This is a genomic window from Microbacterium sp. (assembly GCF_047605725.1).
In the GTDB taxonomy this organism is placed as follows: Bacteria; Actinomycetota; Actinomycetes; order Actinomycetales; family Microbacteriaceae; genus Microbacterium.
Genome location: NZ_JASGFE010000005.1, coordinates 33,742 through 49,068, shown reverse-complemented (window position 1 = coordinate 49,068; position 15,327 = coordinate 33,742). Strand labels below are relative to the sequence as shown.

The following is a 15,327-nucleotide window of genomic DNA, read 5'->3' as shown; positions in this document are numbered from 1 at the left end:
GTCGTTGAGCGACGAGCGGCGCGAGGAGACGAAACGCGCCGAGCTGTCGTCGGCGAGCCGGGTCGTTGCGTTTCGACTCGCCTACGGCTCGCTCAACGACCGGATGACCCGCTCGACCGACGTGCCGATGCCGTGCTCGGCGGACAGGCGCGCCAGCTCCGCCTGCTGCTCGGGGCTGAGGGGCCTCAGCCCCGCGTCGAACGGAGCCAGCGCGAGGTCGCGCACGACCTCCACAACGGAGGGGGCGACGTCCAGGTAGTCGCTCGCGGCCTCGAGCTTCGCGCGCACGGACGCGGCCATGGGCGAGCTCGGGTCGCTGGCGGCGGCGCGGATGCCGTCGAGGTCGCCGAATTTCGCGAGCAACTGCGCCGCGGTCTTCTCGCCGATGCCGGCGATGCCGGGAAGGCCGTCGGAGGGGTCGCCGCGCAGCGCTGCCAGGTCGGCGTACTGCGCCGCGTGCACGCCGTGCCTGGCGAGCACTGCCGCGTCGTCGAGCACCTCGAGGCGCGCCATCCCGCGCCCGGTGTAGACGACGCGCACGGCGCGGGCGTCGTCGACGACCTGGAAGAGGTCGCGGTCGCCGGTGACGACGTCGACGGGCATGTCGGCGGTGGCCGCCAGAGTGCCGATGACGTCGTCGGCCTCGTGCTCGGCGGCGCCCACGATGGCGATGCCGAGGGCGGCGAGCACCTCGCGAATGACCGGCACCTGCGCCTCGAGCGGGTCGGGGACCGTTTCGACATCCGGCCCGCCCACGGCCTCCGGGGCCACGCGATGGGCCTTGTAGCTCGGGATCAGGTCGACGCGCCACCGCGGGCGCCAATCGTCGTCCCAGCACGCGACGAGATGCGTGGGGGAGAACTCGGCGGTGAGCCGGGCGATCATGTCGAGGAGCCCCCGCACGGCGTTCACGGGCCGGCCGTCGGGCGATCGCACGGTGTCGGGCACGCCGTGGAACGCGCGGAAGTACAGGGCGGCGGTGTCCAGGAGCATAAGGCGCGGCACGGGCTCATCCTCGCACGCGCCGCCGACGCCGGGCGCGGCCTCTGATACTCTGGAGTGTCACGCGTGTGACGCCTTTGGCATGCGCGCGCGACATCCACACAAAAATCCACCCCGCGCGGACCGCTTCGGCGTGTGCGTGCCCGACACCACATTTCCCAAGGACAACCCACTACATGACTACCGCAACGACCGCCCCGGCCACCAAGCAGGTCGCCATCAACGACATCGGATCTGCTGAGGACTTCCTGGCCGCGGTCGAGAAGACCCTGAAGTTCTTCAACGACGGCGACATCATCGAGGGCACGATCGTCAAGATCGACCGCGACGAGGTGCTGCTCGACGTCGGCTACAAGACCGAGGGCGTCATCCCCTCGCGCGAGCTGAGCATCAAGCACGACGTCGACCCCAACGAGGTCGTCAACGTCGGCGACCACGTCGAGGCCCTCGTTCTCCAGAAGGAGGACAAGGAAGGCCGTCTCATCCTGTCGAAGAAGCGCGCGCAGTACGAGCGCGCGTGGGGCGACGTGGAGAAGATCAAGGAGGATGACGGCGTCGTCACCGGCTCTGTGATCGAGGTCGTCAAGGGCGGCCTCATCGTCGACATTGGCCTCCGCGGCTTCCTTCCCGCGTCGCTCATCGAGCTGCGCCGCGTCCGCGACCTCACGCCGTACCTCGGCCAGGAGATCGAGGCGAAGATCCTCGAGCTCGACAAGAACCGCAACAACGTCGTGCTCTCGCGCCGCGCGCTGCTCGAGCAGACGCAGTCCGAGTCGCGCACCACCTTCCTCAACAACCTGCACAAGGGCCAGGTCCGCAAGGGCGTCGTCTCGTCGATCGTCAACTTCGGCGCGTTCGTCGACCTCGGCGGCGTGGACGGCCTCGTGCACGTCTCCGAGCTGAGCTGGAAGCACATCGAGCACGCCAGCGAGGTCGTCGAGGTGGGCCAGGAGGTCACCGTCGAGATCCTCGAGGTCGACCTCGACCGCGAGCGCGTCTCGCTGTCGCTGAAGGCGACGCAGGAGGACCCGTGGCAGGTCTTCGCCCGCACCCACGCCATCGGCCAGGTCACCCCGGGCAAGGTCACCAAGCTCGTCCCGTTCGGCGCGTTCGTGCGCGTCGCGGACGGCATCGAGGGCCTCGTGCACATCTCCGAGCTCAGCGGCAAGCACGTCGAGCTCGCCGAGCAGGTCGTCTCGGTCGGCGAAGAGGTCTTCGTCAAGGTCATCGACATCGACCTGGAGCGCCGCCGCATCTCGCTGTCGCTCAAGCAGGCGATCGAGTCGGTCGACCCCTACGGCACCGAGTTCGACCCGGCTCTGTACGGCATGGTCACCGAGTACGACGAGAACGGGGAGTACAAGTACCCCGACGGGTTCGACCCGGAGACCAACCAGTGGAAGGAAGGCTTCGACGCCGAGCGCGAGAAATGGGAGCAGGAGTACGCCGCGGCCCAGGCGCGCTGGGAGGCCCACAAGGCCCAGGTCGTCAGCTCGATCGAGGCGGAGTCTGCCGCTCCCGCCGATGCGGAGGGCTCGTCCTTCTCCTCCGACGCGACCGCGGCCGGCACGTTGGCCGACGACGAGGCGCTCGCGGCCCTGCGCGAGAAGCTGTCGGGACGCTGAGCCGCTGAGCGGTCGGAAGGGCCGGGACCTGCGGGTCCCGGCCCTTCCGCGTCGGCGGCTACAGGCGGGCGATCTCCTGACGGGGGCGCACCGCGATGTCGGTGAGCTGGGTGTCGGCGGGGGCATCGACGACGAAGCGCACGACGGATGCCACGGTGCTCGGCGCGATGTACCGTTCCGGCTCGTAGAGGCCCCCGGCACGTGCGATGCCGCCGCGGAGCATCGCGGTGTCGGTCTGGCCGGGGGCGATCGTGACGACGCGGACGCGGTGCGGCTCCTCGTCGATGCGGAGGACATCGGCCAGGCCGCGCAGCGCGTGCTTGGATGCCGTGTACACGGCGCTTCCCGGCACCGGCCGCGTACCGGCGCCCGATCCGATGAACACGACGGTGCCCGATGCCGTACGCAGCAGCGGCAGCACGAGGCGCGTGAGCACGGCCGGGGCCACGACGTTCACGGCGAGCTGACCGAGCCAGTCCTCCTCGGTGGCCTCGGCGACCGAGTGCGCGCCGCCGGTCGCGGCGGCGTGCACGAGCACGTCGAGGCGGTCGAGCCGCGCGGTGTGCGCGGCGAGCCGCGCGGTGTCGGTGAGGTCGAGCCGCCAGGTCTCGACGCCGGCGCCGGCCAGCGCCGTCAGTGCGGCTGCGTCGCGGCCGACGGCCACGACACGGTGCGTGCGGGCGAGGTCGCGGGCGATCTCGCCGCCCATGCCGCCGGAGGCCCCCGTGACGAGGGCGACGGGTCGATCGTCGGTCATGTCGTGCTCCTTCCAGAGGTGCGGCGGGCCGCCTCGGCGATGCGCAGCGCGCTGCGCGCGACCCGGTCGGTCTCGCGCAGCATCGCCGGGTCGGTCCCCGGCATCGGGCTGATGATCGTGTCGTGGGTGAGCTCGTCGAGCGGGATGCCGGCGACGTGGACGGCCGGGTCGACCGTCCCGTCCGGGTGCACGAGCAGGCCGGTTTCGGGGTCGATGTCGAACCCCCCGGTCGGTACCGGCTCGCCGCTGCGCGCGGAGACCGCGAAGGCCCGGGCACGGCCGGCGGCCAGCAGGGAATGCACGAGCGGGTCGGCGCTGGCCGACACGTCATGGGCGTGCATCCACGCGTCCACGAGCACGGTGGCCTCGACCTCGGAGCCGGCCACGACGGGCGAGGCGGCGCGGAAGACGCCGTCGGATGCGGTGACCTGGGCGCGCGGTCCGATGAAGTGCACGATGCCCGCGGCGGCGAGGGCCAGCAGCTGCCGGTTGCGAAACGCCGGCGGCCCCGAGCCGAACATGCCGCCCACGGAATGCAGCCGGCGGAAGCCTCCCGCGCGCGACTCGGCGTCGTAGCCGCCGAACGCGCCCAGCGCGCTGGCGGGCCGGCGTGCCGACCCGATCGACCACAGTCCGGCCTTGAGCGCGCTGTCGCGGCCGAGCTCGGCCTCGGCGAGATCGTCGGCGAGGTAGGCCCGGACCCACGCGTCGAACGCCGCGGGCGAGTCGAAGCGGCCCGCGGCGGGGTCCAGCGCCGCGGCGAGGTCGAAGCGGTCGGCGACATCGGGGACGAACGGCGCGACCGCCGCGGCGAGCGCCTCGATCGTGCCGTCGGAGGCGTCGATCGCCGCCTGGAGGTCTGTGAGGCTTCCCGTGACGGCATCCGGCCGCACCCGGTGGAGCGTGTCGTGGTAGTCGGCGAACGCGTCTTTGAGCACGAGCGGCCAGACCGCCTCGTCGAAGTCGGCGGGCCGGGGCAACGCGCCCGCGTCGAGTCCGCGCAGATGCCGCTGCGGCGCCCGCGGCGGCAGCGACCCGTACAGGGACTTCGCGCGGTAGGGGACGCCGCGCGGCGAGGTGGCGTGCAACACGGGCTCGCGCCCGGACTGCTCGTAGCGCAGGCCCCCGGGGGCGTCGGGGTCGTCGACGAAGCGTCCGCCGCGCCCCACGGTGAGGAGGGCCATCGCATCGAAGAAGCCCATCCCGAGCCCCCGCACGATCACGTCGGCGCGGTCGGGCACCGAGTCCAGTTCCTGATCGATCGGGGAGTCGGGGCGCACCCACACGAGTCCGGGGTGCGCTGCGACGGCGGCCAGGAGCCCGCGCTCGGCGGCGGTCGCGCGCCGCGGCATCCAGCCGGTCGCGAGCACGACCGCGTCGGCGACGAGCTCGGTGCCGTCGTCGAGGGCGACGACCTCGCGGCCGGCGCGCCGGGCGATCGCGGTGGCTCGGGCGAGGTGGGAGTCGATCTCGACGGAAGCGGGCAGACCCGCCACAGCCGCCGCGAAGCACCAGCGGCAGTACTCGCCGTACAGCGCCCGGCTCGGGTGGGAGTGCGGCACCAGTGCGGCGAGCTCGTCGCGATAGTCGTCCGCGAGCCCGGGGCGCACCGGGGTGCGGTCGAAGACGGCGACGCGATCCGCGGCGATGCGCGCGATCGAGGCGGCGGATGCCGCCTGCCGGTCCGCACGGTCGCGTACGAGCACGCACCACTCGAACAGGGTGGGCCCGGGTCGGATGGCGCCGTCGATCGTCGCGGACTCGTCGGTGAAGAGCGTGACCGCGTCGGCGAGCGTGTTCATGCACAGCTCCCGCGGCTGGTCGGTGCGCCACACGCGGCCGGCACCGATCTCGGTGTCGTCGACCACGTGGATCGCCAGCGGGGCGCCGGGCTGCTCCGCCAGCGTCGCGCCGATGCGCTCCAGCAGCGACACCCCGCGCGGGCCCGCGCCGATGAGAGCGATCGTGGGGAGGGAGGGGCGAGGCATCCATCCGTTTATACGCCAGTTCGGGCCGCATAGGCGCCGGAAAGCTCGCCCAAGCCCTCGTAGCGGGCGCACGAGGGCGCGGCGTCGCGGCGCGGACGGGACCGCCGCGATAGCGTCGGCTCATGTCCTCGGCCGCGCACAGCCCACGGCACGCCTTCGCCGGCGTGCCGCTGGGGGACCGCGCCCGCGCCCGCACGGTGGCGCTGAATCAGCTTCTGCTCGGTGCGGTCGTCCTCGTGATCGCCGTCGCAGGCTACGCGGAGGGGCTGCCCGGCGACGAGGGGCTGTACTTCCTCGGTGTCCTGACGATCTTCGTCGCGACCGCCGCAGCCATCGGATTGCCGTGGAATCGGCTGCCCGAGTCAGCCAGCGCGATCGTGCCGATCATCGACATCGCCGCGATCACCGCTATGCGCGAGTCGACGCCCGGCGCTTCGCTCGGGCTGCTGTGGATCTTCCCGGCCATGTGGCTCGCGGGCAGCTTCGCACTGCCGGGCCTGTACTTCTCGATCGTCTCGATCCCGGCGATCTTCGTCGCCTCCACGATCACCTCGGTGAGCGAGCTGACCTTCGGGACGGTGCTGCTGCCGATCGCGGTCGTCGCCGTCGCGACCACGAGCTACCTCACTGCGCGGCGCTCCCAGCTGCAGCGCCGGCTCCTGGACAACCAGACCCGGCTGCTGGGAGAGGCGCTGGCGCGCGCCCGGCAGCAGGAGGAGACGCTCACCGAGGTGTTCGACGCCGTCGACTTCGGCATCATCCGGCTGGGGCGCGATGGTCGCGTGGCCGTGGCCAACGACGCGCACGGGCGGCTGCAGCTGGCCATGGAGGAGGACGACGAGCGCCCGCCGGCACCGGTGTTCGATCGCGACGGCATCACGCCGCTCGACCCGCGCGACCAGCCGCTCGCGCGCGCGCTGCGCGGCGAGACCTTCGACGACCGCGTGGTGTGGTTCGGCGCTCCCGGGGAGAACCGGCGGGCACTGACGGTCACCGCGCGGCGCCTGCACGACGACGCGGGCGCTGACGTCGGCTCGGTCGTGGTCTCGCGCGATGTGACCGCCGAGCTCGTCGCGATCAGGGCTCGCGAGGATCTGGTGGCCTCGGTGTCGCACGAGCTGCGCACGCCGCTCACCTCGATCGTGGGCTACCTCGACCTCGTGCTCGACGGCGAGCTGCCCCCGTCCGCGCGGCGCGGCCTCGAGGTCGCCGAGCGCAACGCCAACCGGCTGCTCGCGATCGTCGCCGACATCCTGACGGCGTCGGTCTCAGCGCGCTCGACCGCCGAGCTGAGCATCGAGCCGAGCGACATCGACGTCGCCGAGATCATGCGCTCGGCCGTCGAGCTGCACACGCCGCGGGCTGCGGAGCGCGGCATCCGCTTCGACGTGTCCGGAGTCGAGCCCGCTCCCGCGTGGGCAGACCCCGCCCGCATCCGGCAGGTGCTCGACAACCTGCTCTCCAACGCGATCAAGTACAACGTCGACGGTGGGACGGTCGAAGTGGGCACGACCTCCGATGCGGACCACGCCTGGGTCGTCGTGCGCGACTCGGGAATCGGGATCTCCGAGACCGAGCTGCCGCGGCTGTTCGACAGATTCTTCCGGGCGGATGCCGTGCGCAAGACCTCGACGCACGGCAGCGGCCTCGGGCTGGCGATCTCGCGCGAGATCGTGCGCTCGCACGGCGGTGAGATCACGGCGCAGAGCAGACCCGGCGCCGGAACGACGTTCGTGGTGCGCCTGCCCGCCCACCGACACGCCCCCGAGGTCGAGAAGGAGGTCTCGTCATGAACCTCGATCTGCTCACGGTGACGTTCCTGACCGCCCTGGTCGTCATCGTCACGAGCGTGGTCTTCATCGTCGGCATGCTGCTGCGCAACGACGAGCTCGCCGGCCGCATCTGGGCGCTGGGCTTCCTCGCGGGCCTTCTCACCGTCGTCGCGTACTTCGCCTGGGCCTCCAGCCCGGACGCGTGGTGGACCGCCGGGGTGGGCAATTCCGCCTTCATCTGCGGCACCGGATGCATGTGGCTCGGCGCGCGGCGGTTCAACGAGCGGCGGATGCCGGTGGCCGCCGCCGCGGTCGGGGTCGTCGCCGCCGCGGAGCTGGCGATCGTACTGGCCCTCGGTCCGGCAGGCGGGGACTGGGCTGGAGCGGAGGTGATGTTCGTCGGTCTCATGGCGTTCGCAGCCCTCGGAGCCGTCGAGTGCTTCCGCGGCGACATGGGGCGTCACCGGGAGTCGTGGGGGCTCGCGTTCGTGCTCGGTCTGCAGGCGCTCTACTACCTCGCGCGCACGATCGTCTTCGTCGTGGCGGGACCGCACAGCGCCGTGTTCACCACATGGTTCAGCACTGTCACCACGAGCTTCCTGACGATCTCGCTGTCGATCGTGGCCATGGTGGTCACGACCGTGCTGCTGTCGGGCCGCGTGCGCCTGCGCGGCTCGGTCGGCACGACCCGGCTCGAGCTCAGCGACGAGGGCATCATGCCGGCATCGTCGTTCGAACGCATCCTCGCCGACACGGCGGGTCGCGCGCAGCAGCGCGGCGAGCTCGTCGGCGTCGTCTCGGCTCGGATCGACGATCTGCCCTCGATCGGCACCGCGTTCGGCAACGAGGCGGCCGAGCTGGTGCTCGTCTCGTTCCGCGAGGGCGTGCGCCGCTACGCCCCGTCATCGTCGTTCATCGGGGAGGACGGCCTCGGCGGCATGCTCGTGAGCATCCAGCCGTCCTCTCCCGAGGAGGCCCGCCGCATCGCGCGCCGCATCCGTCGGGGGCTCTTCGAGGAGCTCAGCGGCGTCGTGGGCGCGGTGATCCCGTTCGTCGCGGTGAGCGCCGTGCTCAGCGACGTCGCGGGCTACAGCGCCGGCTCGCTCGTGCGCGCGGCACAGGAGGCATCGCGCGTCATCTCGACGAACATCGGCCCGACCGACGTCTTCGCGGAGGTGTGATCACCGCGTGAGGCGGTAGCCGACGCCACGCACCGTCTCGATCCAGCGCGGGCGGGCGGGAGATTCGCCGAGCTTGCGGCGCAGATTGGCCATGTGCACCTCGATCGCGCGCGCGTCGGCGTCGCTGACGAAGTCGCTGCCGTAGTCGCCGCGCAGCATGAGCGCCAACTGGGCTTTGCCGACGACGCGGCCCCGCGCGGCGAGCAGATCGACGAGGATGTCGAACTCGCTGCGGGTCAGGTCGACGTTCTCGTCGTCGCGCACCGCGATGCGCATGTCCGGATGCACCCGCAGTCCGCGGTGCTCGAGCCACCCGCCGTCGTCGGCGGCCGGATCCACGCGATCGGGCGCAGGCGCGGCCGTCACGGCGGGCGCAGGCGCGGGCTCGGCGCGCGCGGGCTCGGCGGACAAGGGGGGAGCGCTCGCCGTCTCGGGCGGCGCCGCCGCGTGGGTGCGGGGCCGTCGCAGCATCGCCTCGATGCGCGCGCGCAGCTCCCGCGGCCGGAACGGCTTGGTGACGTAGTCGTCGGCCCCGGACTCGAGACCCTGCAGGGCATCGATCTCCTCGCTTCGGGCGGTGAGCATGACGAGGTAGGTGCTGGAGATCGCGCGGATGCGCTTGGCGGTCTCGAAGCCGTCGATCCCGGGCAGGCTGACATCCAGCGTCGTCACGACCGGACGATGCGCGCGGACGAGCTCGACACCCTCGAGCCCGGACCCCGCGGCGTGCACGTTGAACCCGGCCGACTGGAGCACATCGCTCAGCAGTTGCCGGATGTCGGCTTCGTCCTCGATCACGACGGCGACACGACTGTCGTCCACGGTTTCCCCCCCGCTGACAGAAGGATCCGGCTCTCCGGAATCCTCGACACCGGCGATGATATCCCAGAACAGTCTCTTGAACGCGTCCCCAGGCATCCCGTGTCACCCGGCGACCGGGTCGCAGCGCGAAGACGCCGCCGCGACGAACGGGAGACGAGCGGTCAGCTTCGGGCAAGCTGTCACGGTGTCTCCTCGACGTTCGTCGCGGCGGCGCGGGGGGAGGAGTGCGGTCGCATCCCCAGCGGCATCCGCACTCCCGGGTGCCTCCCGGACGCGCCGCCCCAGCGGCGCGCCCATGAGGCGGTCTTTTCGCGCTCCCCAACGCGCGTCGTCGCTGCGCGGCCCCAGACCGCGCAGCGAAATCTGACGGTGCGCTCCCCAGCGCACCGTGGTCGGCACGGCCCCAGACCGTGCCGTGGAGGCGGTTCCCCAGAGCCGCCCGCCCGGTCGCGATCTCCCCAGATCGTTCCCGTGCGTTCCCACGTGAGAGAAGTTACGGACCGCTCCTCAGTGGAGCCTTCATCGACGCTCAAGGGCGCCTTCAGATCCGGTTCCTGAGGCGATCCTGAGGTTTTATGCGCCTGCATAGGGTGCGCGAGCGCGCCGGGGGCATGGGATGCTCGACGCGTGCCGCTTGTCGCCCTCACCGGAGGCATCGCCTCCGGCAAGTCCACGATCGCGCGCCGGCTCGCCGAGCACGGCGCGGTCGTGGTCGACGCCGACGCGCTCGTGCGCGAGGTGCAGCAGCCGGGATCGCCGGTGCTCGGGGCGATCGCGGCGGAGTTCGGCGCGGCGATGATCCGCGACGACGGGTCGCTGGATCGGGCGGCGCTCGGCGCCCGCGTGTTCGGGGACCCCGCTGCGGTGGCGCGACTGAACGCCCTCGTGCACCCCGCGGTGCGCGCGGAGTCGGCGCGCCGGTTCGCGGCGGCGTTCGCCGAAGACCCCGGCGCCGTGGTCGTGTACGACGTGCCGCTCCTGGTCGAGGCGCGGGTCGACGACCCGTGGGACCTCGTGGTCGTCGCCCACGCCCCCGCATCCGTGCGGGAGCGGCGCCTCGTCGAGCTGCGCGGGCTGAGCGAGGCGGATGCCGCGGCCCGCATCCGCTCGCAGGTCTCCGACCAGGAGCGCCTCGCCGTGGCGGACGTCGTGATCGACACGACCGGCACTGTCGAGGAGACGCTCCGTCAGGTCGACGAGTTGTGGGCGCGGCTGTCCGCGCGCTGACCGACGACATGTACGGGTGACCGCCGCGACATCGTGCGTTCACGCGGCGGAGCTAGCGTGGCGGAAAGAGCACGGAAGGCGAGGGGCACCATGACCAGGCTCTGCACGCCACAGCATCCGCAGCACGTCGAGCCCGAGTGGGACGACTTCGCCACCGGCGACTTCGAGTCCGGCGAGGACGACGACCTCTGAGCCCGGCTGCCGCCGGCGGGGCGGGATGCGGGTGGGCTTCGCTCGAGGCTAGTCCGATAAGCTTAGTCCGCACGGTGTCGGCGGAGGGCGAGACGATGAACAGTGTGAACATCCACGACGCGAAGACGAGGTTCTCGCGACTGGTCGACGCGGCGGCATCCGGCGAGACGATCGTCATTGCGAAGGCGGGCAGGCCGGTCGCCAAGCTTGTGAGGGTCGATGCGCCGATGACGCAGGTGCGCACGGGCTTTCTCGCCGGCCGCGGATCGGTGCCGGACGACTTCGACACCATGGCAGCGGACGCGATCGCCGATCGGTTCGAGGGCACCGCATGATCCTGCTGCTCGACACGCACCTGCTGCTCTGGGCGGCCTACGAGCCCGCCCGACTGTCCCCTGGTGCTCGCGAGGAGATCGAGCGTGAGTCGAACGAGCTCGTCTTCAGCGCGGCAAGCATCTGGGAGGTGAGCATCGAGGCCTCTCTGGGCCGGGCGGACTTCGACGCCGACTCGCGAGTGCTTCGCCGGGGGTTGCTGGAGAACGGCTATGCGGAGCTCGCCGTGACCGGTGCGCACGGCGCCGCCGTCAGCGACCTGCCGCCGTTGCACCGCGACCCGTTCGACCGGATCCTCGTCGCGCAAGCACGTGCCGAGGGATCCACCCTGCTGACCGGCGACACGCTCGTCGCCGCCTACGGCTCACCGGTGCGACTCGTCTGAGGGCTCCGGCAGCCGCTCGGCCGCCGCCCCCGATGTCGGAGGTCCGTCCTACCCTTGAGGGATGCAGACGACGCGATCCGTGCGGCCGTTCGAGGTCGTGAGCGACTACGAGCCCAGCGGCGACCAGCCGCAGGCCATCGCCGAGCTCGCGGCGCGCATAGGCGCCGGTGAGACCGATGTGGTGCTCCTCGGGGCGACCGGCACCGGCAAGTCGGCCACGACGGCATGGCTCGTCGAGCAGGTGCAGCGGCCGACCCTGGTCCTGGCGCACAACAAGACGCTCGCCGCGCAGCTGGCCAACGAGTTCCGAGAGCTCCTGCCGCACAACGCCGTCGAGTACTTCGTGAGCTACTACGACTACTACCAGCCCGAGGCGTACGTGCCGCAGACGGACACCTTCATCGAGAAGGACTCGTCGATCAACGCCGAGGTCGAGCGCCTGCGCCACTCGACGACGAACTCGCTGCTGAGTCGCCGTGACGTCGTCGTCGTCTCGACCGTCTCCTGCATCTACGGTCTGGGGGCGCCCGAGGAGTACCTGCGCGCGATGGTCGCGCTGCAGGTGGGCGAGCGGTACGACCGCGACGCCCTCATCCGCAAGTTCATCGCGATGCAGTACAACCGCAACGACGTCGACTTCTCGCGCGGCAACTTCCGGGTGCGCGGCGACACGATCGAGATCATCCCCGTGTACGAGGAGTTCGCGGTGCGCATCGAGCTGTTCGGCGACGAGATCGAGGCGCTGTACATGCTCCATCCGCTCACCGGCGACATCGTGCAGCGGCTCGACAGCGTGCCGATCTTCCCGGCATCCCACTACGTCGCCGGCACCGACACGGTGCAGCGCGCGATCGGGACGATCGAGACCGAGCTGGCCGAGCGGCTGGCCGAGCTGGAGGGACAGGGCAAGCTCCTGGAGGCCCAGCGCCTGCGCATGCGCACGACGTTCGACCTCGAGATGCTGCAGCAGCTCGGGTTCTGCTCGGGCATCGAGAACTACTCCCGTCACCTCGACGGGCGATCGGCGGGCGAGCCCCCGCACACGCTGCTGGACTTCTTCCCCGACGACTTCCTGCTCGTGATCGACGAGTCGCACGTGACGGTGCCGCAGGTGGGGGCGATGTACGAGGGGGATGCCTCGCGCAAGCGCACCCTCGTCGAGCACGGCTTCCGGCTGCCCTCGGCGCTCGACAACCGGCCGCTGCGGTTCGACGAGTTCAAGGCGCGCATCGGGCAGACCGTGTACCTGTCGGCCACCCCCGGGCGTTACGAGATGGGCATCGCCGACGGCGTCGTGGAGCAGATCATCCGCCCCACCGGCCTCGTCGACCCGCACATCGTCGTCAAGCCCTCGAAGGGGCAGATCGACGACCTGCTGGAGGAGATCCGCGTGCGCGTCGGGCGCGACGAGCGCGTGCTTGTGACGACGCTCACCAAGCGCATGGCCGAGGAGCTCACCGACTTCCTCGGCGAGCACGGCGTGCGGGTGCGCTACCTGCACTCCGACGTCGACACGCTGCGCCGTGTCGAGCTGCTCACCGAACTGCGGCAGGGTGTCTACGACGTGCTCGTCGGCATCAATCTGCTCCGCGAGGGCCTCGACCTCCCCGAGGTGTCGCTCGTCGCGATCCTGGATGCCGACAAGGAGGGGTTCCTGCGCAGCGGCACGTCGCTCATCCAGACGATCGGCCGCGCGGCGCGCAACGTGTCGGGCGAGGTGCACATGTACGCCGACAACATGACCGACTCGATGCGCTCGGCGATCGACGAGACCGACCGGCGGCGCGAGAAGCAGCTCGCGTACAACGCCGAGCACGGCATCGATCCGCAGCCGCTGCGCAAGAAGATCGCCGACATCACCGATGCGCTCGCGCGCGAGGCGTCGGACACCGATCGGATGATGCGCGGCAAGGCGTCGTCGAAGACGAAGTCGGGCCGCGGCAAGAGCCCGACGCCGCAACTGCGGCAGGGGATCGCCGCGGAAGGCGCGACGCAGCTGGAGGCGACGATCGAAGACCTGACGGGTCAGATGCTCGCCGCCGCGGGGGAGTTGAAGTTCGAGCTCGCCGCGCGACTGCGCGACGAGGTGCAGGACCTCAAGAAGGAGCTGCGCGCGATGGAGCGCGCCGGCCACGCGTGACCGCCCCCCGCGCGAGGGTGCCGGTTGTTCTCGCGAGGGTGCCTGTTCTCCCCGCGAGGGTGCCGATTGTTCGCGCGAGGGTGCCGGTTCCGCCCGCGAGGGTGCCGGTTAGGCTCACGAGAGAGCCGAGGAGGAGGGTCGCGTGAACGTGAAGCGTACCGAGCTGGCCGACCGCATCCGCGCGCTGCTGATCGGCGAGAATGTCGTGCAGAAGCCGATGTTCGGAAGCCTCGCGTTCATGGTCGACGATCGGCTGCTGGTCGCGGCGTGGGGCGACGGCGACCTGCTCGTGCGGGTCGACCCGGCGGACAGTGCGGAGCTCCTCCTCCAGCCGGGTGCGCACCAGGCGGAGATGGGCGCCGCGCGACGATCGATGGGGCCGAGCTGGCTCACCGTCGACGGCGAGGCACTGGCCGACGAGGAGCGACTGCTGTTCTGGGTCGACGTCGCACAGGAGTACCACGGTAGACAGTGAATCGGGAAGAAATATTCGATTGTGGCTTGTGCTCTATCGGATAGATGTTCTATAATCGAGGTATGTCCACTCCATTGGCCGGTATCGCTGAGGCGCTGACGGCGCTCGCCGCGGCCGGTGGTGATCGGTCGGTCGAGTCGTTGTCGCCAGGGGAGCTGGTGGCGGTGAATGAGGCGTTCGGGGCACTGCGGCGGCAGGTGGATGCCGCGATGGCGCCGATCGCCGCAGAGATCGCCCGGCAGTCACGCAGCGCCCTCGGCAAGGACTCGCTGGCCAGGAAGCAGGGGTTCCGGTCTCCGGAGTCGATGATCTCAGCGGTGACGGGCGTGCCGGTGGGTGAGGCGAAGCGGCTGGTGCAGGTCGGTGAGGCGACCGCCCCGCAGCTGTCGCTTCTCGGTGAGGTGCTTCCCGACAAGCACCCGCACGTGGCCGTCGCCGTTCGTGAGGGGCGACTCGGGGTGACTGCGGCGGCGGCGATCGTCGGGCTCCTGGATCGGATCGGTCCTCGGGCGGACCGGGAGGCGGCGGCCGAGATGGAGGCGCATCTGGTGCAGGCGGCGCCGGGACTGCGGCCGGATCAGCTCGCAAAGCTGCTGGCACGGGCCGAAGCTCAGCTCGACCCTGGTGAGGTGGCGCGGAAGAGCGCCGAGATCCACGCGGACCGGTCGTTGACGATCAGCGAAAGGGACGGCGCGCTCCGCCTCGTGTTCGTCTCCGATGCGGTCGCCGGGGCGCCCGTGAAAGTGGCGATCGAGGGCATGGTCACGGCCGTGTTCCGCCGGAACGAACGCATGAACGAGCAGGGCGGCGATGAGGCGGAGGCCGACCAGCGATCGGTGCGGCAGATTCAGGCCGATGCGTTGATCGAGTTCTGCCGGCATGCGCTCGCCTGTACGCAGGTTCCCACGCTTCCCACGACGACCGTGGTGGTGAGGATGGACCTCGATGCCCTCCGCACCGGAGTGGGGAACGCGACGATCGACGGGATCGATCAGCCGGTCGACGCGGGGCGGGTGCGACGGCTCGCCGCCGACCTGCAGGTGGTGCCGGTGGTTCTCGGTGGGGAATCGGAGATCCTCGACCTGGGTCGCGCAAGACGGCTGTTCACTCCCGCGCTGCGGCTCGCTCTCGCGGAGCGGGACGGCGGATGCGTGGGGTGCGGGGCTCCGCCGGATCAGTGCATCGCCCACCATCTGCGCTGGTGGTGCCATGGCGGGCGCACCGACCTGGCCAATGGGGTGCTGCTGTGTGTCGCGTGCCATCACCGATTGCACGATGACGGGTGGGAGGTCCGCGTCGAAGGGCCGGGAATCGATGCGAAGGTCTGGATGATCCCGCCTCCGTGGATCGATCCCGAGCGCACGCCGCGCCTGGGCGGCAGACACCGGTACGACCTCGTCACCTGAGCACCGACGCCGCCGTGTGCGG

13 protein-coding genes are annotated in these 15,327 nt (G+C 71.1%); 9 read left to right on the top strand and 4 right to left on the bottom strand.

Translation table 11 applies throughout. The annotated features are described in order from the left end of the window. Positions 1 to 81: 81 nt before the first annotated feature. Complete coding sequence (locus tag QM641_RS02140) at positions 82 to 993, bottom strand: 5'-3' exonuclease (protein WP_415078080.1); 912 nt, start codon at positions 991 to 993, stop codon at positions 82 to 84. A 185-nt stretch (positions 994 to 1,178) separates the two neighbouring features. Between QM641_RS02140 and rpsA the strand changes: the two genes are divergently transcribed. Continuing rightward, entirely contained in the window at positions 1,179 to 2,627 is a 1,449-nt protein-coding gene (rpsA, locus tag QM641_RS02135; protein ID WP_415113003.1) for a 30S ribosomal protein S1, read from the top strand. Positions 2,628 to 2,685: 58 nt separating this feature from the next. Here rpsA and QM641_RS02130 read toward each other — a convergent pair whose 3' ends face one another. Together QM641_RS02130 and QM641_RS02125 are read right to left on the bottom strand one after the other, a co-directional pair. Continuing rightward, positions 2,686 to 3,384, bottom strand: coding sequence for an SDR family oxidoreductase (locus tag QM641_RS02130; RefSeq protein ID WP_415113001.1), 699 nt, complete (start codon positions 3,382 to 3,384; stop codon positions 2,686 to 2,688). After that, positions 3,381 to 5,372 carry an FAD/NAD(P)-binding protein gene (locus QM641_RS02125; RefSeq protein WP_415112999.1) on the bottom strand — a complete coding sequence of 664 codons (1,992 nt, stop codon included), beginning with the start codon at positions 5,370 to 5,372 and terminating at the stop codon, positions 3,381 to 3,383. The genes QM641_RS02130 and QM641_RS02125 overlap by 4 nt, the downstream gene beginning before the upstream one ends. A gap of 122 nt (positions 5,373 to 5,494) precedes the next feature. On the opposite strand from QM641_RS02125, the gene QM641_RS02120 reads away from it, so the two are divergent. Together QM641_RS02120 and QM641_RS02115 are read left to right on the top strand one after the other, a co-directional pair. Further along, a complete protein-coding gene (locus QM641_RS02120; RefSeq protein ID WP_415112997.1) occupies positions 5,495 to 7,165 on the top strand; it encodes a sensor histidine kinase in 1,671 nt (556 codons plus the stop codon). Continuing rightward, positions 7,162 to 8,325: a hypothetical protein gene (locus QM641_RS02115; RefSeq protein WP_415112995.1), complete on the top strand. Its 1,164-nt coding sequence runs from the start codon at positions 7,162 to 7,164 to the stop codon at positions 8,323 to 8,325. Before QM641_RS02120 ends, QM641_RS02115 begins: the two co-directional genes overlap by 4 nt. On the opposite strand, the gene QM641_RS02110 is transcribed toward QM641_RS02115, so the two are convergent. Beyond that, positions 8,326 to 9,147, bottom strand: a complete 822-nt coding sequence (locus QM641_RS02110; RefSeq protein WP_415112993.1) for a response regulator transcription factor — start codon at positions 9,145 to 9,147, stop codon at positions 8,326 to 8,328. It lies immediately after the preceding gene. Between the two features lie 627 nt (positions 9,148 to 9,774). Here QM641_RS02110 and coaE point away from each other — a divergent pair. From coaE to QM641_RS02080, 6 genes are all read left to right on the top strand, one after another. Then, positions 9,775 to 10,374 (top strand): dephospho-CoA kinase, encoded by a 600-nt coding sequence (gene coaE, locus QM641_RS02105; protein ID WP_415112991.1) that lies wholly within the window; start codon positions 9,775 to 9,777, stop codon positions 10,372 to 10,374. 287 nt (positions 10,375 to 10,661) lie between these two features. Beyond that, complete coding sequence (locus QM641_RS02100) at positions 10,662 to 10,901, top strand: type II toxin-antitoxin system Phd/YefM family antitoxin (protein WP_415112989.1); 240 nt, start codon at positions 10,662 to 10,664, stop codon at positions 10,899 to 10,901. Then, positions 10,898 to 11,284: a type II toxin-antitoxin system VapC family toxin gene (locus QM641_RS02095; protein WP_415112987.1), complete on the top strand. Its 387-nt coding sequence runs from the start codon at positions 10,898 to 10,900 to the stop codon at positions 11,282 to 11,284. Before QM641_RS02100 ends, QM641_RS02095 begins: the two co-directional genes overlap by 4 nt. 61 nt (positions 11,285 to 11,345) lie before the next feature. Continuing rightward, complete coding sequence (uvrB, locus tag QM641_RS02090; protein WP_415112985.1) at positions 11,346 to 13,424, top strand: excinuclease ABC subunit UvrB; 2,079 nt, start codon at positions 11,346 to 11,348, stop codon at positions 13,422 to 13,424. A 142-nt stretch (positions 13,425 to 13,566) separates the two neighbouring features. Next, positions 13,567 to 13,899 (top strand): TfoX/Sxy family protein, encoded by a 333-nt coding sequence (locus tag QM641_RS02085; protein WP_415112983.1) that lies wholly within the window; start codon positions 13,567 to 13,569, stop codon positions 13,897 to 13,899. 62 nt (positions 13,900 to 13,961) lie between these two features. Further along, positions 13,962 to 15,305, top strand: coding sequence for a DUF222 domain-containing protein (locus QM641_RS02080; protein ID WP_415112981.1), 1,344 nt, complete (start codon positions 13,962 to 13,964; stop codon positions 15,303 to 15,305). Positions 15,306 to 15,327: the final 22 nt, after the last annotated feature.